The sequence below is a fragment of the Micromonospora sp. NBC_01638 genome (assembly GCF_045209745.1).
GTDB lineage: Bacteria > Actinomycetota > Actinomycetes > Mycobacteriales > Micromonosporaceae > Micromonospora.
Genome location: NZ_CP109273.1, coordinates 4,531,241 through 4,548,979, shown reverse-complemented (window position 1 = coordinate 4,548,979; position 17,739 = coordinate 4,531,241). Strand labels below are relative to the sequence as shown.

Here is a 17,739-nt window from a genome sequence, read left to right as displayed (position 1 = left end):
CGTTGCTACCCGCCGTCTGCATCGACCGCACCGCTCACGCCTCGCTCCCGCCGGCGCACGCGGAGGTGCCGGTCAGCTCTGGTGGAAGCTGTGGCGGGCAGATGGCCCTGCCGAATCTCCGCAATCCTACCGACGTCCCCCGGGTCGCTGTCATGCACCGCGCGCGGCGGCATCGCACCGTCCGCCCGGACCGGGGCGGACAGTACCGAATCCTGGGACGACTACGACCCGGGCAACGCCCGGCGACGTGCTGGCCCGGAACGAGCCGTTCGACCTGCCGGCCCGCCCGTTCGACCTGCTCGACGGAACGCGACCGAACCTGACCTGGTATGTGCTGACCGACGAGCGAGCCCGTGCGCAATCGCCGGTTGACCTGCCGATTCACACCGTCAACGAGCGGCCCGCACCAGGTCCACAAAGTACGCGTGCACGCGCAGGTCGCCGGTCAACTCGGGGTGGAACGAGGTGGCCAGCAGGTTGCCCTGCCGGACCGCCACGATGCGGTCGGCGGCCGAGCCACCGGTCACCGCCCCGATCACCTGGACGCCGGCACCGACCCGCTCGACCCACGGCGCACGGATGAACACCGCGTGGAACGGCTCGCCCGGCACCCCGGCGATCTCCACCGGCGCCTCGAACGAGTCGACCTGCCGGCCGAACGCGTTGCGCCGCACGGTCATCTCGATGCCGGCGAAACCCCGCTGGTCGGGTCGGCCGTCGAGCACCTCGGTCGCCAGCATGATCATGCCCGCGCAGGATCCGTACACCGGCATGCCGTCGGCGATCCGCTTGTCGATCGGCTCACGCATCTCGAAGATGTCGGCGAGCTTGCTGATCGTGGTGGACTCGCCGCCGGGGATGACCAGGCCGTCGACCGCGTCCAGCTCGGCCGGACGGCGGACCGGACGGGCGTCCGCGCCCGCCGCGGCCAACGCCGCCACGTGCTCGCGGACGTCGCCCTGGAGCGCGAGCACACCGATCACGGGTGCGTTGCTCACCAGCCGCGCTCGGCCAGGCGGTGCGGCTGCGGGATCTCGTCGACGTTGATGCCGACCATGGCCTCGCCGAGACCGCGGGAGACCTTCGCCAGCACGTCCGGGTCGTCGTGGAAGGTGGTGGCCTTGACGATCGCGGCAGCCCGCTGAGCCGGGTTGCCCGCCTTGAAGATGCCGGAGCCGACGAAGACACCCTCGGCGCCGAGCTGCATCATCATCGCCGCGTCGGCCGGGGTGGCGATCCCGCCGGCGGTGAACAGCACCACCGGCAGCTTGCCACTCTCGGCGACCTCCTTGACCAGCTCGTACGGGGCCTGCAGCTCCTTGGCCGCGACGTACAGCTCGTCGGTCGGCAGCGAGGACAGCCGACGGATCTCCTGGCGGATCTTGCGCATGTGGGTGGTGGCGTTGGAGACGTCACCGGTGCCCGCCTCCCCCTTGGAGCGGATCATGGCGGCACCCTCGGTGATCCGGCGCAGCGCCTCGCCCAGGTTGGTCGCGCCACACACGAAGGGCACCGTGAAGGCCCACTTGTCGATGTGGTTCGCGTAGTCGGCCGGGGTCAGCACCTCGGACTCGTCGACGTAGTCCACCCCGAGCGACTGGAGGATCCGCGCCTCCACGAAGTGGCCGATGCGGGCCTTGGCCATCACCGGGATGGAGACCGCCTCGATGATCCCATCGATCATGTCGGGGTCGCTCATCCGGGACACCCCGCCCTGCGCACGGATGTCAGCGGGCACCCGCTCCAGGGCCATCACCGCGACGGCGCCGGCGTCCTCAGCGATCTTGGCCTGCTCGGCGTTGACCACATCCATGATCACGCCACCCTTGAGCATCTCGGCCATGCCACGCTTCACGCGGGCGGTGCCGACGACGGGGGCGGTACCGGTGTTCGAGGCGGTGTTTTCAGGCACGGGACATCGCTCCTTGAACGTGCTCTGGGGGTGGCAGCGAAAATGCTACGCCCGGGTCAACGCCGTACCGACAGCCAATCAGACCCCCGGTGGCCTGCACTGTGGCCCTGGTCACCGGCCCGCCCGTGACCTGGTGGGTCAGGCGGCTGGGACGTCCGCCGGGACGGTGAGGGTCGGATCGTCGATGTCGAAGTAGCGCGGCCACTCCCGGCCCCGCCCCATCCGCAACAACCGCACCAACGGCCGGCTGCGCGCCGAGCGGGCGTCCCGAACCAGGTCGGTGTGCACCTGCCGGGACAGCGCGAGCCGACGACTGGCGGCGATCACCGCCCCGCAGTCCGGATCGCCCGCATCCAGCTGGACGGCACGCAACTGCCGGGTGAGGTCGTTCTCCGCCGCCTCCCGCTCATCGGGGCTGGCATCCAGTGCGATCCGCGCCGCCGCGTACAGCTCGACGCCGAAGCGCCGCTCGGCCAGCACGGCGGCTGCCGCCGCCCGGCGCAGGAGGTGGGCGTCAAGAGCCCGGGCCGCCAGCTCCGCGCGGCCCTGCAGCCGCTCCACCCGGCCGGCGGTCCAGATGAGGTACGCCGCGACGAGCCCCACGACCACGCTCGCGGCCACCACCCACCACATGTGCGGCATCTAGTGCTGCTCCGTTTCGACTCCGTTTGGGCGCGGCCACGCCGGTCGCCCGGTCACCACCGCACCATCCGTCACATCGGTTCAGCCCAGCCCCACCCATTCCTGGTCGATGACCCGCCCGTCGGTTGCCTCGATCGCCGCTGCGTATACCTCCACAACGCGGCGAGCAACCACCGGCCAGTCGAAATTCGCCACCACCTGATCGCCGCTGGCGCTCAGCGTGGCCCGCCCGGCCGGGTCGTCCAACAGCTCGGTCACCGCGTCGCGCAGCCCCACCGGGTCACCCGTGGGGAAAAGCCGACCGGCGCGCCCACCGTCGAGCACCCGCCGGAACGCGTCCAGATCGCTGGCGACCACGGTGGTCCCCGCCGCCAACGCCTCGGTGAGGATCATGCCGAACGACTCGCCGCCGGTGTTCGGTGCCACATAGAGGTGCACACTGCGCAGCATCCGCGCCTTGTCCGGTTCGGTGACCAGGCCGAGGAACGTGACCCGCTCATGCAACTCGGCAGGGAACTGGTCGTACAGGTCGTCGGGGTCACCCGGGCCGGCGACGAGCAACCGCAGCCCGGGCCGGGTGGCGGCCAACGCCACGAACGCGTCGCGCAGCACCGGGAAGCCCTTGCGCGACTCGGTGAACCGGCCCAGGAAGCCCAGCGTGCCACCGGTGCCTGGGGCGCACTCCCCCGGCCAGCCCGGCAACGGCTCGGCGTCGGCGAACTTGGCCACCGCCACCCCGTTGGGGACCTCCACCGCGCCGCCGTCCATGTGCTCGACCTGCACCTTGCGGGCCAGCGCGCTGACCGCGATCCGGGCGGTGATCCGCTCCAACACGATCTGGAGCACACCCTGCGCGGCCGCGAGCACCCGCGAACGGGTCATCGCGGTGTGGAACGTGGCCACCACCGGGCCACGGGCGGAGAGCACGGCCAGCAACGACACGCTCAGCGTGAGCGGCTCGTGCACGTGCAGCACATCGAAGTCGCCGTTGATGATCCACCGCCGCACCCGGGCGGTCGAGACCGGGCCGAACGCGATCCGGGCCACCGAGCCGTTGTACGGCAGCGGCACGGCACGACCGGCGGACACCACGTACTCCGGCAACGGCGAGTCCTCGTCAGCCGGGGCGAGCACGCTGACCTCGTGGCCGAGCACGATCAGCGCCTCGGCGAGGTCCATGACGTGGTTCTGCACCCCACCGGGGACGTCGAAGGAGTACGGGCACACGATGCCGATCCGCATGCGTCAGCGCCCCCTGTCCACGACTACGGGACACCATCCCACCGTGCCCACCACCCCCTCAGACCTGACCGGAGGCCGCCCGGGGCAGCGCCGCGCCGTCCCCCGCCCCCCGCTGGTCCAGCCACATCCGCTGCAGCATGTGCCAGTCTTCCGGATGCCGGGCGATACCCGCCGCCAGACGGTCGGCGATCAGCTGGGTCAGCGACCGGACCCGCTGGTCCAAAGGCCCCACCTCGGGCCCCGGCACCGGCAGCGGGCCGGAGAGCGACGCGCGCGCCGTGTCCGGTTCGTACCACAACGAGGCCACGTAGAGCGGCGCACCGGTGTGCAGCGCGAGCAGCGCCGGCCCGGCCGGCATCCGGGTCTTCCCGCCGAAGAAGTCCACCTCCACCCCGCGAGCGGAGAGGTCCCGGTCGGCCAGCAGCGGCACCACCGCGCCGGCACGTACGCGGTCCAGCAGCACGTCGAACGCCGGACGTGGCCCGCCGTGGGTCGGCAGGATCTCCATCCCCAGGCCCTCCCGGAAGGCCACGAAACGCTCGTACACGCCCTCCGGCTTGAGCCGCTCCGCGACGGTGGTGATCGGCCAACCGGTGGCCGCCACCCAGGCGCCCGCGGCGTCCCAGTTACCGGCGTGGGGCAGCGCCACCACCGCGCCCCGACCGGCGGCCACGTCGGCGGCGAGCAGCTCGGCGCCATCGAGCCGGAAGCTGGACAGGATCTGCGCCCGGCTCAACGCGGGCAACCGGAACGCCTCCATCCAGTACCGGGCGTACGAGCGGAGCCCGCGCTTGACGAGATCGTCCAGCTCGGCCTCGGGCAGCTCCGGGCCGACCACCCGGCGCAGGTTCGCGCGCAGTCGGGCCGTACCCCCGCCGGGGCGGCGGTGGGCGCGGTCCGCGCCCGCCTGGAACGCCGCCGCCACCAACGGCCGGGGTAGCGCGCGGGCCACCCGCCAGCCGGCGACGTAGCCAAGCTCGGTGAGGTTCATGCGGCCCGGCCGCCGGTCGTCCGGCGCCGGGTCGCCGACGCGCCGATCACGCCTGGCCGTCCGGTTGGAGCTGCTGGGCCTGGCGGTAGACGTGCGTCATCCGCTGCCCCACCGTGAAGATCGACACCGCGGCGAGCAGCCACAGCGCGATCTCCAGCGCCGGCTTCACACCGACGCCGGTGAGGATCCCACCGACCCCGACGATCAGCAGCCGCTCGGTGCGCTCCGCGATGCCCACGTTGCAGGTCATGCCGAGCCCTTCGGCGCGGGCCTTCACGTAGGAGACCAGGCCGCCGGCGGCCAGGCAGACCAACGCGGCGGCCACCCCGGAGTGGCTGCCCTGCGTGGCCAGCCAGTATGCGACCGCACCGAAGACGGCGCTGTCGGCGACCCGGTCCATGCTTGAGTCGAGGAACGCCCCGAACCTGGTGGAGCCACCGCTCATCCGGGCCATCGTCCCGTCGAGCAGGTCGGTGAGCGCGAACAGGGTCACGATCAACGCGCCCGCGACCAGGTGGCCGCGCGCACCGAAGCCGAGCGCACCGACGAGCACACCAACGGTGCCCGCAACGGTGACGGCATTGGGGGTGACGCCCGCGCGCAGAAGGGCGCGGGCAATCGGCTCGACGACGCGGGTCATCCCCGCGCGGGCCGACACTTGGAAGATCTTCGCCATGGCGGTCCCCACGATAACGGTCCGCCCAGCTCCGGCGATACGGCCGGTCCCGCCGACCCGCCCAGGAGAAGCTTGTGCCTTGCCGACAACGGGTGTGAGATCGAGCCGGGAGGTGAGCCAGCTCACCCGTCCGCCCGTCCCGTTTCCGCTGTGCAGCAGACCACCGGAGGATATCGCCGCGCACTCGCCCCGGGCCGCTCTCCGTCGCGCGGCGATCGCCACCCACCACCGGCTGAGGGAGGTGCGCCCCATGGCGCAGAAAAATCATGAGAAGGGTTCCACCGGCGGTACGCCGGTGGTGACCGAGCCCGAGCGGGTTCGCAACGTGGTGCTCGTCGGGCACTCCGGCGCGGGCAAGACCACCCTGGTCGAGGCCCTGCTCGCGGCGACCGGCACGATCGGCCGGGCCGGCACCGTGGTCGACGGCACCACGGTCGGCGACCACGACCCCGCGGCCGTACGCCAACAGCGCTCGGTCAGCCTGACCTGCGCGCCGCTGCTGCACAACGGCATCAAGGTCAACCTGCTGGACACCCCCGGGTACGCCGACTTCGTCGGCGAGCTGCGCGCCGGGCTGCGGGCCGCCGACGCCGCGCTCTTCGTCGTCTCCGCGGCGGGCGGCATGGACGCCGCCACCGTCGCACTGTGGGAAGAGTGCGCGGCCGTCGACATGCCCCGCGCGGTCGCGGTGGCCCGACTGGACCAGCCCCGCGCCGACGTCGACGAGACGGTGGCGCTCTGCCAACGCCTTTTCGGCGACAACGTGATGCCCCTCTACCTGCCGATGCTCGGCGACGACGGGGTTTCCACCGACGGACTGCTCGGCCTGATCACCCGCCGGGTCTTCGACTACACCGCCGGGCTCCCGGCCGACGTACGCGACCCGGACCCGGAGCACCAGCCGGCCATCGACGAGTCCCGCAACGAACTGATCGAGGGGATCATCGCCGAGAGCGAGGACGAGACCCTCATGGACCGCTACCTCGACGGCGAGGAGATCAGCACCGAGGTGCTCATCGACGACCTGGAGAAGGCCGTCGCCCGGGGCCACTTCTACCCGGTGGTGCCGGTCTGCGCGGCGACCGGTGTCGGGCTGGACGTGCTGCTGGAGGTGCTGACCGCCGCGTTCCCGTCGCCGCTGGAGCACGAGTTGCCGGCGGTGACGGGCGTGGACGGCTCACCGCGTCCGCCGCTGACCTGCGACCCGGACGGACCGTTGGTCGCCGAGGTCGTCAAGACCACCGTCGACCGCCACGTCGGGCGGGTGTCGCTGGTCCGGGTCTTCTCCGGCACGCTGCGCCCCGACCAGATCGTGCACGTCTCCGGGCACGGCATGGCCGAACGCGGGCACCCCGACCACGACGCCGACGAGCGGGTCGGGCACATCTACACCCCGCTGGGCGCCACCCTGCGTGAGGTGCGCCTCTGCGTGGCCGGCGACATCTGTGCGATCACCAAGTCGGGCAGCGCCGAGACCGGCGACACCATCTCCGCCAAGGACGACCCGCTGCTGATCGCACCCTGGGAGATGCCGGAGCCGCTGCTGCCGGTGGCCATCGTCGCCCACAGCCGCGCCGACGAGGACGCGCTGGCCCGCAACCTTGCCCGTCTGGTCGCCGGCGACCCCACGCTGCGGCTGGAGCGCAACCCGGAGACCCACCAGCTGGTGCTCTGGTGCATGGGCGAGGCACACGCGGACGTGGTGCTCGACCGGCTCCGCGCCGGCGGTGTCGAGGTGGACACCGAGCCGGTCAAGGTGTCGCTGCGCGAGACGCTGACCGTGCCCACGACGGGGCACGGCCGGCACGTCAAGCAGTCCGGCGGCCACGGCCAGTACGCGGTCTGCGACATCGAGGTCGAGCCCCTGCCCCCGGGCAGTGGCTTCGAGTTCGTCGACCGGGTCGTCGGCGGCGCGGTGCCGCACAACTACATCCCGTCAGTGGAGAAGGGCGTCCGCGCCCAACTCGCGCGCGGTCTGGTCGGCGGACACCCGGTGGTGGACCTGCGGGTGACCCTGGTCGACGGAAAGGCGCACAGCGTCGACTCGTCCGACGCGGCCTTCCAGACCGCTGGCGCGCTGGCCCTGCGCGACGCCGCCGACCGGGGCCAGCCGACGCTACTGGAGCCCATCGACGAGGTCACCATCCGGGTGCCGGACGGCTCGGTGGGCACGGTGCTGGGCGACCTGTCCGGCCGACGCGGCCGAGTGCTCGGGACCGAACCGGACCCGGAGGCCGAGGGCCGCACCCTCGTCCACGCCGAGGTGCCGGCCACCGAGTTGCTCCGCTACGCCGTCGAGCTGCGCTCGATGACGGCTGGCACCGGCACCTTCCGCCGCCACTTCGTCCGCCACGACCCCATGCCCACCCACCTGGCCGACCAGGCCCGCAAAGAACACACCCCGTAACCCCCGACCCCCCGCGATCTTGCACTTTGTGTCGCTCAAATGTCGCTTTTGCGGCAGATACGCGGGGCCGAAAGTGCAAGATCGACGGCGAGGGTGGGGTGGGGTGGGGTGGGGATCGCGCTGCGGTTGGGTCAGGGGCGGGTTGTGGGGCGGGGCCAGTGGGGCCGCTCGGCGTCGCGGAGGGCTGCCGTGCGTAGGGCGGCAAGCTGGCGCTCCACCTCGGCGAACTGGTCCGGCGGCAGAGGGCCCCGGTGCAGCGCGGCGGCGTTCTCCTCGACCTGGGCGACCGTACGGCAGCCCGGAATCGGGATGGTGCGACCGCTGCGCGCCCAGATCCAGCCCAGCGACCCCTGAGCGAGGGTGCGCCCGTCGGCGGTGAGCGCGGCGCGGACCACGCCGACCCGGCGCAGCCACTCCGGTGCCGGCCGGCCACCACGGAACCACTCCAACCAGCCCGGGGCCAACCCGCGTACGTCGTCGCGGGGCAGTGTCGATCCGGCCGAGTACTTGCCGGTGAGCAGCCCCATTCCCAGCGGGCCCCGGTTGATGCTTGCCAGGTCGTACTTGTCGCAGACCGCGAGCAGCTCGGGGGCGTCCCGCAGCACCGACAGGGTGTGCTGCACGGCGGTGGCATTGGCGGCGGCGTGCCCGAACGCGGTGGCCCGGTCGGGGCGGTCGGTACTCCACCCGTACGCCCGGATGAGGCCCTCGGCGACCAGGTCCTCGCAGGTGCCGATCAGGGCCTCCGCCCGGGGCACCGACAGGTCGGCCAGGTGCAGCTGGTAGAGGTCGATCCGGTCGGTGCCCAGCCGGCGTAGCGATTCGGTCACGGCCCGTCGCAGGTACGCGGGTGACGCGTCCTCCCCGGTGGCCTGTCGGCTCACCTCGTCGAACGTGTAGCCCCACTTGGTGGCGATCACGGCGTCGTCCCGCCGGCCGGCGAGCGCCCGGCCGAGCACCCGCTCGCCGTGCCCGGCGCCGTACGTGTCGGCGGTGTCGAAGAGGGTGATGCCCTCCTCGAGCGCACAACGTACCGCCCGCACCGACTCGTCGTCGTCGACCGCGCCCCATCCCAGCGGCTGGGTGCCCTCCGTCCAGGGCCCGCCGATCGCCCAGCACCCCATGCCGAGGGCGCTGACTTCGATGCCGCTGCGCCCCAACGTCCGTTTCGTGACTGCCATCGGCCGATCGTGCCACCTCCGCCGGGTCGGGGCGTAGCAGATCCCGGTGCGGGATCGTGGATCGCGACGACGGGTCCGGTGCGGCAGGATCGTCCGCATGCGGAGGCTGGGTGTGGACATCGGCGGAGTGATCATCGAGCCGGCCGACGGGGACGCCGACACGTCGTTCTTCGGCGCGCACTACCTGCGTACTCCCCGCGTCGACGGGGCGTTCGACGCGCTCGCGGCGCTCGGCCCGGCGTTCGACGAGGTGCACCTGGTGTCCAAGTGCGGGGAGTCCACCGCGCGGCGCACCCGGGAGTGGTTGGCCCACCACGACTTTCCGGCGCGCACCGGCATCGCCATGGAGCGGGTGCACTTCTGCCGCACCCGACCGGACAAGGCGCCGATCGCCCGGCGGCTCGGGCTGACCCACTTCGTGGACGACAAGCTGGAGGTGCTCGGCTACCTCGACTCGGTGCCGCACCGCTTCCTGTTCCGGCCCCGTCCGGCGGAGGTCGCCGCACACGCCGCGCTGCTTGCCCGCGTACACCGGGTGGAGAGCTGGCCGGAGCTGACCCCGCTGCTGCGCGCCGACTAGCCGGACCGGCGCGGACGCCGTGCAGCCCGACGCCGCGCACCGGCGGCGGTCAGGACGGCCAGGCGCGGGCGAGCAGGTCGCGGGTGTCGCCGAGCAACTGCGGCAGGACCTTGGTACGGCCGATGACCGGCATGAAGTTCGCGTCGCCGCCCCAGCGCGGCACCACGTGCTGGTGCAGGTGTGCGGCGATGCCGGCGCCGGCCACCCCGCCCTGGTTCATGCCCAGGTTGAAGCCGTGCGCGTTGCTCACCTTGCGGATCACCCGCATCGCGTTCTGGGTGTACGACGCCAGCTCGGTGGTCTCCGGCACGTCCAGCTCGGTGTAGTCGGCGACGTGTCGGTAGGGGCAGACCAGCAGGTGCCCGGGGTTGTACGGGTAGAGGTTGAGCACCACGAAGACGTGCTCACCACGGGCTACCACCAGGCTCTCCTCCGGCGGCAGCTTGGGCCCCCGGCAGAAGGGGCAGCCGGTCGGCTTCTCGTAGCCCTCGGCCGGGCGGTCCTCGCCGGAGATGTAGGTCATCCGGTGCGGCGTCCAGAGCCGCTCCAGGCCGTCCGCCATGCCGCCGATGCCCGCGTCCCGTTCCGCCCCAGTCACGTGCCGATCCTACGGAGCCGCGCGGGCGGGCCGCGACACCTGTCGCCGGGAAAACTCCGTGCTGAAAGTTCTTGACGGATCAATACCGGAACATGAAAATTCCAATCATCCAGGAACTTCCATTTATTGATGGAGTGTTACATGAACCGACGGCTCGGCAGGTTCCTCGCGGCACTTGCGCTGGCTGCCGCCACCACAGTGGCCGGCATCACCCTCACCGCCGGCGCCGCACAGGCGGACGGCTGCTACACCTGGGGTCGCACCCTGTCCCAGGGGACGTCCGGCGAGGACGTCCGGCAACTCCAGATCCGAGTCGCCGGCTACCCCGGCTACGGTGCCGTGCTCACCCTCGACGGCGCGTACGGCCCGGCCACCCGCTCGGCGGTGATCCGCTTCCAGCAGGCGTACGGGCTGCCCGCGGACGGCGTCGCCGGGCCGCAGACGTTCAACCGGCTCTACGCCCTCCAGGACGACGACTGCACACCGGCCAACTTCAGCTACCCCGAGCTGAACAAGTGCAACAGCGACTGGTCCGGCGGTGCGGTCTCGGCGAGCACCGCGCGGTTCAACGCGCTCGTCTCGATGTGGAAACTCCAGGCCATGCGGCATGCCCTCGGGGACGTGTCCATCTCGATCAGCAGCAGCTTCCGCAGCTACGCCTGCAACAGCGCGGTTGGCGGGGCGTCAAACAGCCGGCACCTGTACGGCGACGCGGTGGACCTGGTCGGGTCCCCGTCGTTGTGCCGACTGGCCCAGCAGGCCCGCAACCACGGCTTCGGGCAGATCCTCGGCCCCGGCTACCCGGACCACAACGACCACACCCACGTAGCGTCGACCGGAGGCTGGTCCGCGCCTACCTGCGGCGTCTGACAGCAGACGCCGCCGCTGGGCGCGCCGCCTTCGGCGAAGATCGCGCTCGAACATGGAAGTAGTGGCCTCCGACATCCTGGAGGCCACTACTTCCTGGATCGAGCCCGATCATGCTGCAAGCGGACCGCGCACGCGTGCCGCGCGTCGCCGCTACTCCACGGCGGCCGAGGGGCCGATGTTGGTCCGCGAGCTGACCACGTCCAGGATGTGGGTCACCGCCTCGGCGATCGGCACCCCGTTGCGCTGGGAGCCGTCGCGGTAGCGGAAGGAGACCGTGCCGGCCGCCACGTCATCGTCACCGGCGATCACCATGAACGGGATCTTCTGCTGCTGAGCCGTACGGATCTTCTTCTGCATCCGGTCGTCACCCGCGTCCACCTGGGCCCGGATCCCCTCGGCGCGCAGCGCCGCGACGAAACCGTGCAGATAGTCGGTGTGGTCCTCGCGAATCGGGATGCCCACCACCTGTACCGGGGCCAGCCACGCCGGGAACGCGCCCGCGTAGTGCTCGGTGAGCACCCCGAAGAACCGCTCGATCGACCCGAACAACGCCCGGTGGATCATCACGGGCTGCTGCCGGGTGCCGTCGGCAGCCTGGTACTCCAGCCCGAACCGTGCCGGCTGGTTGAAGTCGACCTGGATGGTGGACATCTGCCAGGTCCGGCCGATCGCGTCGCGGGCCTGCACGGAGATCTTCGGCCCGTAGAACGCCGCGCCCCCCGGGTCGGGCACGAGCTCCAGCCCGGAGGTCGCGGCAGCGGTCCGCAGCGCCTCGGTCGCCTCCGCCCAGTCCTCGTCGGCGCCGATGAACTTGGGCGAGTCGTCCCGGGTCGACAGCTCCAGGTAGAAGTCGTCCAGCCCGTAGTCGCGCAGCAGGTCCAGCACGAAGCTGAGCAGCGTGGACAGCTCGCCGGCCATCTGCTCCCGGGTGCAGTAGATGTGCGAGTCGTCCTGGGTCAGACCGCGAACCCGGGTCAGGCCGTGCACCACGCCGGACTTCTCGTAGCGGTAGACCGTGCCGAACTCGAACATCCGCAGCGGCAGCTCCCGGTAGGACCGCCCGCGCGACCTGAAGATCAGGTTGTGCATCGGGCAGTTCATGGCCTTGAGGTAGTACTCCGCGCCTTCGAGCTGCATCGGCGGGAACATGGTGTCCGCGTAGTACGGCAGGTGCCCGGAGGTGTGGAAGAGCTGCGCCTTGCTGATGTGCGGGGTGTTGACGAACTCGTACCCCGCTTCCTCGTGCCGGCGCCGCGAGTAGTCCTCCATCTCCCGGCGGATGATGCCGCCCTTGGGGTGGAAGACCGCCAGGCCGGAGCCGATCTCGTCGGGAAAGCTGAACAGGTCCAGGTCCGCGCCGAGCTTGCGGTGGTCGCGCCGGGCGGCCTCCTCCAACAGCTTCAGGTACGCCTTGAGTTCATCGCGGGTCGGCCACGCCGTGCCGTACACCCGCTGGAGCTGCGGGTTCTTCTCCGACCCCCGCCAGTACGCGGCGGCCGAGCGCATCAGCTTGAACGCGCCGATCAGCCGGGTGGTCGGCAGGTGCGGCCCCCGGCACAGGTCCGACCAGCAGACCTTGTCCTCCTTGGCGTCGAGGTTGTCGTAGATGGTCAGCTCGCCGCCGCCCACCTCCATCACCTCGTTGGTGTCCAGGCCCTCACCCTTGACCTCGATCAACTCCAGCTTGAACGGCTCGTCGGCCAGCTCGGAGCGCGCCTCGTCGAGGCTGCCGAAGCGGCGGCGGCGGAACCGCTGCCCGGACTTGATGATCTCCTGCATGCGCTTCTCGAGCTTGCTGAGGTCATCGGGCTGAAACGGCTTGTCGACGTCGAAGTCGTAGTAGAAGCCGTTCTCGATCGGCGGGCCGATGCCCAGCTTGGCCTCGGGAAAGACGTCCTGCACGGCCTGGGCGAGCACGTGCGCGGTGGAGTGGCGCAGCACGTTGAGCCCGTCGGGCGAGTCCAAACTGACCGGCTCGACGACGGTCTCCTCGGCCGGCGCCCAGTCCAGGTCGCGCAGCTGACCTGACGGGTCGCGGACCACCACGATCGCCTTGGGGCCGTTCGCGGGCAGTCCGGCCGCGACCACCGCGTCGGCCGCCGTGGTCCCGGCGGCGACGACGACGGGGTCGGCCACGGCAGGGGTACGGGGTGCTGACACGGTGACTCCTCCAAGCAGTACGAAACGATGCCGATCCTCGGCTCCTGCCGATGCTATCGGTCCACCCACCCACGGTCGGGAAGGGCACCTTCCTGACGGCCGACGTTGAACCTTTCGCGCCCCGGAGCCGAACTACCAGGTGTGGCCGGAACCGGTGCCGGTCGCGTCGACACGGATGGGGGCACAAGATGGCGAGCACGCACGGCGGTGGGCGCCGGAGGCGGATCGCGGCGGTGACCGCGCTGACCGCCGCCGGGCTGCTGCTCTGGCCCGGTTCGGCGTACGCGGCGGACGTGCCGATGACCCCGACCGAGGCTCGGCAGGGCGACGCCGTACGCCTGGAGTTCACCGTGCCGGAGGAGCGTGCCGGCACAAAGACCCGCCAGATCGAGGTCAAGTTGCCGGCCAACGCGCCGATCGCCGAGGTCTACCCGATGTCGGTCGACGGCTGGGCACCCAAGATCAGCTCTCGTACGCTGGATCGTCCGATGGCCGGCATCCACTCCACCGGGGTGAGCACGGTGACCACCGCGGTGACCTGGGTCCGGGTCGGCGAGAGCCCGCCCGGCCCGGCCCGGCTGGCGCTGTCCATGGGCCCACTGCCGCAGGCGGAGCGACTCGCCTTCGAGGTCGTCCAGACGTACGCCGACGGCACGGTGATCCGCTGGGCGGACGCCGACGGCGCGCACCGGGCCCCGGTGCTCACCCTGCTCCCGGCGGCCGCTGGCGCGGCGGGACCGGTCGGGCACGTCGGCCACGGCGCCCCGGCTGCCGGGGCGCCAGCCGCTCCGGACACCAATGCCGACGGCGTGGCGGCGGGCGGCGCCGACGAGAAGTCCGGCAGCGCCGACGGGATGCTGGCCGCCGGGCTGCTGGCCGGGTTGGGCGGCGGCGCGGCGATCGGCTGGCTGGTCAGCCGCTGGCGCCGGCGCGACCCAGCCGAGGCCACGGCGCTCTCCGAGGTGACCGGCGATGCGGACGAACCGACGGAAGCCGGACCGACGACGGGGAGCCCGGTCAGGCCAGCGCCCGCCGACGCGGAGCCGGTCGCGGTCGCCGCCCCGGCCCGCACCGGCTGAGCCGCCCCCACGCCCCCACACCAACACCGCCTGGTCCCACCGCCAGGGGTCTCCCACGCGGCGGCCCAGCGGAGGCTGGCCCGGCGAGGCCGCAGCAGGTGATCAGGGCGTCCAGTCGGGTAGCGGCTCGCGGGCGGACAGCCACGGCTCGGGCACCCCGCCGGGAGTGCCGACGCCGGTGTACGCCGCGACCACCGCCCCGGCGATGGCGGCCGTGGTGTCCACGTCCCCGCCAGCCCGCACGCACGTCCGGATCGCCGCCGGATAGTCGTCGAGGTGGGTCGCTGCCACCCAGAGGGTGAACCCGACGGTGTCCTGGGCGGTCACCCGGGAGCCGTTGCCGAGCGCCGCCACCACCCGGGGCAACGGCCGACCGAGCAGCCCGGCCGCCCGGCTCACGCTTCGGTGTACCTCGGTGCCCGGGTCGAGCGCGGCGGCGATCCCGGCGAGCAACCGCTCCGGGGCCGGCCGGTGCCCGTCGAGGCGGGCCCGGGCGGCCATCGCGGCGGCAACAGCCACCGCGACAGCACCCGCGATCCCCTCCGGGTGCGCATGCGTCACCTCGGCTGAGGCGTGGGCCTGGGCCGCGGCACGCGCGGTCGAGTCGGCGAAGTACGCACCCAACGGGCCGACCCGCATCGCCGCGCCATTGCCGCAGGAGCCCTGACCGTCAAAGGCGGACGCGGCGGCCAGCGGCCACGGGGTGCCCGTGCGGATCAGCCGCAGGATCAGCATCGCGCCGGCGCCATACCCCCGTCGCGGGGCGCAACGCTCGGCGAAGGCCAGGGCCAGCCGGTCCCGGTCGATGCCGCCGGAGTCGGCCAGCTCGGCGAGGACCGAGCAGGCCATCTCGGTGTCGTCGGTCCACTCCCAGGGCGCCGGTGGCAGTGCGTCCACGTCGAGCTCCGCGGGTGCCGATCCGGACAGAAAATACTGCGCGCCGAGCGCGTCGCCGGTGGAGAGACCGGCGAGGCTGTCCCGGGCGAGCGCCAGGCGGGCATCGGCGAACAGGGTGAACGACATCGTCGTACTAGCTTGCCCGCTTGCCACGCACGTCGCAACGCGATCAACTTGCCAGGCCAAGTACGGTCTTGTCGTGGCCTCCGTGCTCCTGGTCGAAGACGATCACGTCGTACGCGGCGCGATGCTGCGGTCCCTCACCGACCGGGGGCATGCCGTGCACGCCGTGGGCACGGCGTTGGATGCCCTGCGTCGGGTCGCCGCGGAGACACCCGACCTGGTGGTCCTTGACCTCGGTCTGCCCGACCTGGACGGCTCGGACGCGCTGCGGATGCTGCGCGGCATCACCGATGTCCCGATCATCATCGCCACCGCCCGGGACGACGAACAGTCGGTGGTCAAGCTGCTGCGCGCGGGCGCCGACGACTACATGGTCAAGCCGTTCACCGGGGCGCACCTGGACGCGCGGATCACCACCGTGCTGCGTCGGGCCGGCCGGGCCAGCCGGACGGTGCAGCCGGCGGTGCACAGCGTCGGCGGGCTACGGGTGGACGTGGGCGAGCGCAGCGCCCAGCTCGACGGGGAGCCGCTGGCGCTGACCCGCAAGGAATTCGATCTGCTGGCGTATCTCGCCGCGCGACCCGGGCGGGTAGTGTCCCGCCGGGAACTTTTGGAGGAGGTATGGCGGCAACCATCGGTCGGCGAGGATCAGACCATCGACGTTCACCTGTACTGGCTCCGCAGAAAGATGGGCGAGTCCGCGGCGAAGCCGCGCTACCTGCGCACCGTGCGGGGGGTCGGGTTCCGGCTGGTGGCACCGGACTGAGGACGGCGCTGGCCCTGCTCACGGCCGGCATGTGCAGTCTCGTCGCGCTCGCGTTCCTGATACCGCTCGGGCTCAGCCTGCGTGAGCAGAGCCGGGACGAGGCGATCGCCGACGCGGCCAGGCGCAGCGCGCTGGTGACCGGCGCGCTGGCGGTGAGCACCGACCCGGTGGTCGTCGAGCGTGCCGTGGTCGCCAGCGCCGAGGGTGCACCGACCCGACCGGTGGTGCACGGGCTGGGGCTGGACGAATCCGTCGGTCGGGCCAGCGGCAGCGACCTGGACCGGGCTCGTGCCGACCGACGGTCGCACGTCGTCGACGTCGACGGCGGAGTGGTTCGACTCGACCCGGTCGTCCTCGGTGACCGGACGGCCGTGGTCGAGGTGTTCCTTCCGGATTCGACGCTGGGCGAGGGTGCTGGCGGCACGTGGCTGCTGCTGTTCGCGGTCGGCGCGGCGATGGCCGGTGCGGCGGTGCTGGTGGTCGACCGGGTCGCCGCCCGCGCGGTGGACTCGACCCGGGGTCTGGTCAAGGCCGCGCTCTCCATCGGCGACGGCGACCTGGGCGTACGCATCGAGCCGACCGGCCCCCGCGAGCTGGCCGAGGCCGGGTACGCCTTCAACCGGATGGCCGACCGGCTGGACGCGGCCCGCACCGACGAGCGGGAGCTGGTGGCCGACCTGTCGCATCGTCTGCGTACCCCGTTGACGGTGCTGCGGTTGGACGCGGAGGCGTTGGAGTCCGACGACACCAGCGTGGGTTCGTTCAGCCCGGCCGAGCTGGACCGGCTCCGCGGCATCCGGCGGATCCGGCAGGCGATCGTCACCCTGGAGGGTGAGATCGACGTGCTCATCAAGACCACCCGCAAGTCGGTGGCCCACGAGGCCGGGCCGGCCATGTGCGACGTCAGCGAGGTGGTCCGCGACCGGATGGTGTTCTGGGCCGCGCTGGCCGGCGACCAGAACCGGCCGCACCGGGTGAACGGCGCCCAGCTGCGCATCCCGGTGCCGGTGCCGCGGGCCGAGTTGGCCGCCGCGCTGGACGCGGTGATCGGCAACGTCTTCCGCTACACCCCGCAGGGCACCGCGTTCGAGGTCGCCGTGTCCCGGCGGGACGGTTACGTGGCGATCCGGATCGACGACGCCGGCCCCGGCATCGCCAACCCCGACCGGGCCCTGCGTCGGGGGACCAGCGACCAGGGTTCGACGGGGCTCGGCCTGGACATCGCCAAGCGGGTGGCGTTGCAGGCCAACGGCTCGGTGAGCATCGACCGCGCCCGGCTGGGCGGGGCCAGCGTGGTGATGCTGCTCGCCGACCCGGAGGCGACACCCCGGCAGGTCAGCCGCTTCGGTCTGGTCGGCCGGATGGCACGCGACGCACGGGACACGAAGGCCAGCGGACGTCGCTGGCCGCGCCAGCGCCCCACCGACGACTGACCCGGGCCGACCCCGGGCTGTGCGCCGGCGCAAGTCTTCCTTAGATCGCGATTAACGATCGCGTTGGATCGGCTGCGGACTGACAGGATCAGAGCACGAACCCACCAGTTCCACCGGTCGAGCGCACCACGCATCCACGGCTGGTGGAGCCGCGCGCGCGGCGGGAGTCTCAGGTCCCCCCA

16 protein-coding genes are annotated in these 17,739 nt (G+C 72.1%); 6 read left to right on the top strand and 10 right to left on the bottom strand.

Going from position 1 to position 17,739, the window contains the following annotated elements:
- Positions 1-389: 389 nt before the first annotated feature.
- The 6 genes from pdxT to pgsA form a co-directional block, all read right to left on the bottom strand.
- Positions 390-998 carry a pyridoxal 5'-phosphate synthase glutaminase subunit PdxT gene (pdxT, locus tag OG811_RS21495; RefSeq protein ID WP_406068208.1) on the bottom strand — a complete coding sequence of 203 codons (609 nt, stop codon included), beginning with the start codon at positions 996-998 and terminating at the stop codon, positions 390-392.
- A complete protein-coding gene (pdxS, locus tag OG811_RS21490) occupies positions 995-1,912 on the bottom strand; it encodes a pyridoxal 5'-phosphate synthase lyase subunit PdxS (RefSeq protein WP_406068207.1) in 918 nt (305 codons plus the stop codon). The genes pdxT and pdxS overlap by 4 nt, the downstream gene beginning before the upstream one ends.
- 138 nt (positions 1,913-2,050) lie before the next feature.
- Entirely contained in the window at positions 2,051-2,554 is a 504-nt protein-coding gene (locus OG811_RS21485; protein WP_406068206.1) for a hypothetical protein, read from the bottom strand.
- Positions 2,555-2,635: 81 nt separating this feature from the next.
- A complete protein-coding gene (locus OG811_RS21480; protein ID WP_406068205.1) occupies positions 2,636-3,796 on the bottom strand; it encodes a glycosyltransferase family 4 protein in 1,161 nt (386 codons plus the stop codon).
- Between the two features lie 58 nt (positions 3,797-3,854).
- On the bottom strand, positions 3,855-4,787 hold the full coding sequence (locus tag OG811_RS21475) for a phosphatidylinositol mannoside acyltransferase (RefSeq protein WP_406068204.1): 933 nt from the start codon (positions 4,785-4,787) through the stop codon (positions 3,855-3,857).
- 46 nt (positions 4,788-4,833) lie between these two features.
- Positions 4,834-5,463: a phosphatidylinositol phosphate synthase gene (gene pgsA, locus OG811_RS21470; protein WP_406068203.1), complete on the bottom strand. Its 630-nt coding sequence runs from the start codon at positions 5,461-5,463 to the stop codon at positions 4,834-4,836.
- Positions 5,464-5,713: 250 nt separating this feature from the next.
- Between pgsA and OG811_RS21465 the strand changes: the two genes are divergently transcribed.
- Positions 5,714-7,870, top strand: coding sequence for an elongation factor G-like protein EF-G2 (locus OG811_RS21465; RefSeq protein ID WP_406068202.1), 2,157 nt, complete (start codon positions 5,714-5,716; stop codon positions 7,868-7,870).
- A 131-nt stretch (positions 7,871-8,001) separates the two neighbouring features.
- On the opposite strand, the gene OG811_RS21460 is transcribed toward OG811_RS21465, so the two are convergent.
- Positions 8,002-9,051: an aldo/keto reductase gene (locus tag OG811_RS21460; RefSeq protein WP_406068201.1), complete on the bottom strand. Its 1,050-nt coding sequence runs from the start codon at positions 9,049-9,051 to the stop codon at positions 8,002-8,004.
- 97 nt (positions 9,052-9,148) lie between these two features.
- Between OG811_RS21460 and OG811_RS21455 the strand changes: the two genes are divergently transcribed.
- Entirely contained in the window at positions 9,149-9,631 is a 483-nt protein-coding gene (locus tag OG811_RS21455; RefSeq protein ID WP_406068199.1) for a hypothetical protein, read from the top strand.
- A 49-nt stretch (positions 9,632-9,680) separates the two neighbouring features.
- On the opposite strand, the gene OG811_RS21450 is transcribed toward OG811_RS21455, so the two are convergent.
- Entirely contained in the window at positions 9,681-10,193 is a 513-nt protein-coding gene (locus OG811_RS21450; RefSeq protein WP_406075845.1) for an HIT family protein, read from the bottom strand.
- Positions 10,194-10,370: 177 nt separating this feature from the next.
- Between OG811_RS21450 and OG811_RS21445 the strand changes: the two genes are divergently transcribed.
- Positions 10,371-11,099, top strand: coding sequence for a D-Ala-D-Ala carboxypeptidase family metallohydrolase (locus OG811_RS21445; protein WP_406068198.1), 729 nt, complete (start codon positions 10,371-10,373; stop codon positions 11,097-11,099).
- Between the two features lie 150 nt (positions 11,100-11,249).
- Here the strand turns inward: OG811_RS21445 and thrS are convergent, their stop codons facing one another.
- Positions 11,250-13,259 carry a threonine--tRNA ligase gene (gene thrS / locus OG811_RS21440; RefSeq protein WP_406068196.1) on the bottom strand — a complete coding sequence of 670 codons (2,010 nt, stop codon included), beginning with the start codon at positions 13,257-13,259 and terminating at the stop codon, positions 11,250-11,252.
- A 188-nt stretch (positions 13,260-13,447) separates the two neighbouring features.
- On the opposite strand from thrS, the gene OG811_RS21435 reads away from it, so the two are divergent.
- On the top strand, positions 13,448-14,338 hold the full coding sequence (locus OG811_RS21435) for a DUF1775 domain-containing protein (RefSeq protein ID WP_406068195.1): 891 nt from the start codon (positions 13,448-13,450) through the stop codon (positions 14,336-14,338).
- 102 nt (positions 14,339-14,440) lie between these two features.
- Here OG811_RS21435 and OG811_RS21430 read toward each other — a convergent pair whose 3' ends face one another.
- Positions 14,441-15,361, bottom strand: coding sequence for an ADP-ribosylglycohydrolase family protein (locus tag OG811_RS21430; protein WP_406068194.1), 921 nt, complete (start codon positions 15,359-15,361; stop codon positions 14,441-14,443).
- Between the two features lie 73 nt (positions 15,362-15,434).
- Between OG811_RS21430 and OG811_RS21425 the strand changes: the two genes are divergently transcribed.
- Positions 15,435-16,124 carry a response regulator transcription factor gene (locus OG811_RS21425; protein ID WP_030489108.1) on the top strand — a complete coding sequence of 230 codons (690 nt, stop codon included), beginning with the start codon at positions 15,435-15,437 and terminating at the stop codon, positions 16,122-16,124.
- Between the two features lie 29 nt (positions 16,125-16,153).
- Positions 16,154-17,557, top strand: a complete 1,404-nt coding sequence (locus OG811_RS21420) for an ATP-binding protein (RefSeq protein WP_406068192.1) — start codon at positions 16,154-16,156, stop codon at positions 17,555-17,557.
- The last annotated feature ends 182 nt before the right edge of the window (positions 17,558-17,739 follow it).

Excerpts from the sequence above, each read along its gene's own strand:
- OG811_RS21485 (WP_406068206.1), bottom strand. The coding sequence starts at position 2,554 with ATGCCGCACATGTGGTGGGTGGTGGCCGCGAGCGTGGTCGTGGGGCTC.
- OG811_RS21480 (WP_406068205.1), bottom strand. The coding sequence starts at position 3,796 with ATGCGGATCGGCATCGTGTGCCCGTACTCCTTCGACGTCCCCGGTGGG.
- OG811_RS21475 (WP_406068204.1), bottom strand. The coding sequence starts at position 4,787 with ATGAACCTCACCGAGCTTGGCTACGTCGCCGGCTGGCGGGTGGCCCGC.
- pgsA (WP_406068203.1), bottom strand. The coding sequence starts at position 5,463 with ATGGCGAAGATCTTCCAAGTGTCGGCCCGCGCGGGGATGACCCGCGTC.
- OG811_RS21465 (WP_406068202.1), top strand. The coding sequence starts at position 5,714 with ATGGCGCAGAAAAATCATGAGAAGGGTTCCACCGGCGGTACGCCGGTG.
- OG811_RS21460 (WP_406068201.1), bottom strand. The coding sequence starts at position 9,051 with ATGGCAGTCACGAAACGGACGTTGGGGCGCAGCGGCATCGAAGTCAGC.
- OG811_RS21455 (WP_406068199.1), top strand. The coding sequence starts at position 9,149 with ATGCGGAGGCTGGGTGTGGACATCGGCGGAGTGATCATCGAGCCGGCC.
- OG811_RS21450 (WP_406075845.1), bottom strand. The coding sequence starts at position 10,193 with ATGGCGGACGGCCTGGAGCGGCTCTGGACGCCGCACCGGATGACCTAC.
- OG811_RS21445 (WP_406068198.1), top strand. The coding sequence starts at position 10,371 with ATGAACCGACGGCTCGGCAGGTTCCTCGCGGCACTTGCGCTGGCTGCC.
- OG811_RS21435 (WP_406068195.1), top strand. The coding sequence starts at position 13,448 with ATGGCGAGCACGCACGGCGGTGGGCGCCGGAGGCGGATCGCGGCGGTG.
- OG811_RS21430 (WP_406068194.1), bottom strand. The coding sequence starts at position 15,361 with ATGTCGTTCACCCTGTTCGCCGATGCCCGCCTGGCGCTCGCCCGGGAC.
- OG811_RS21420 (WP_406068192.1), top strand. The coding sequence starts at position 16,154 with ATGTGCAGTCTCGTCGCGCTCGCGTTCCTGATACCGCTCGGGCTCAGC.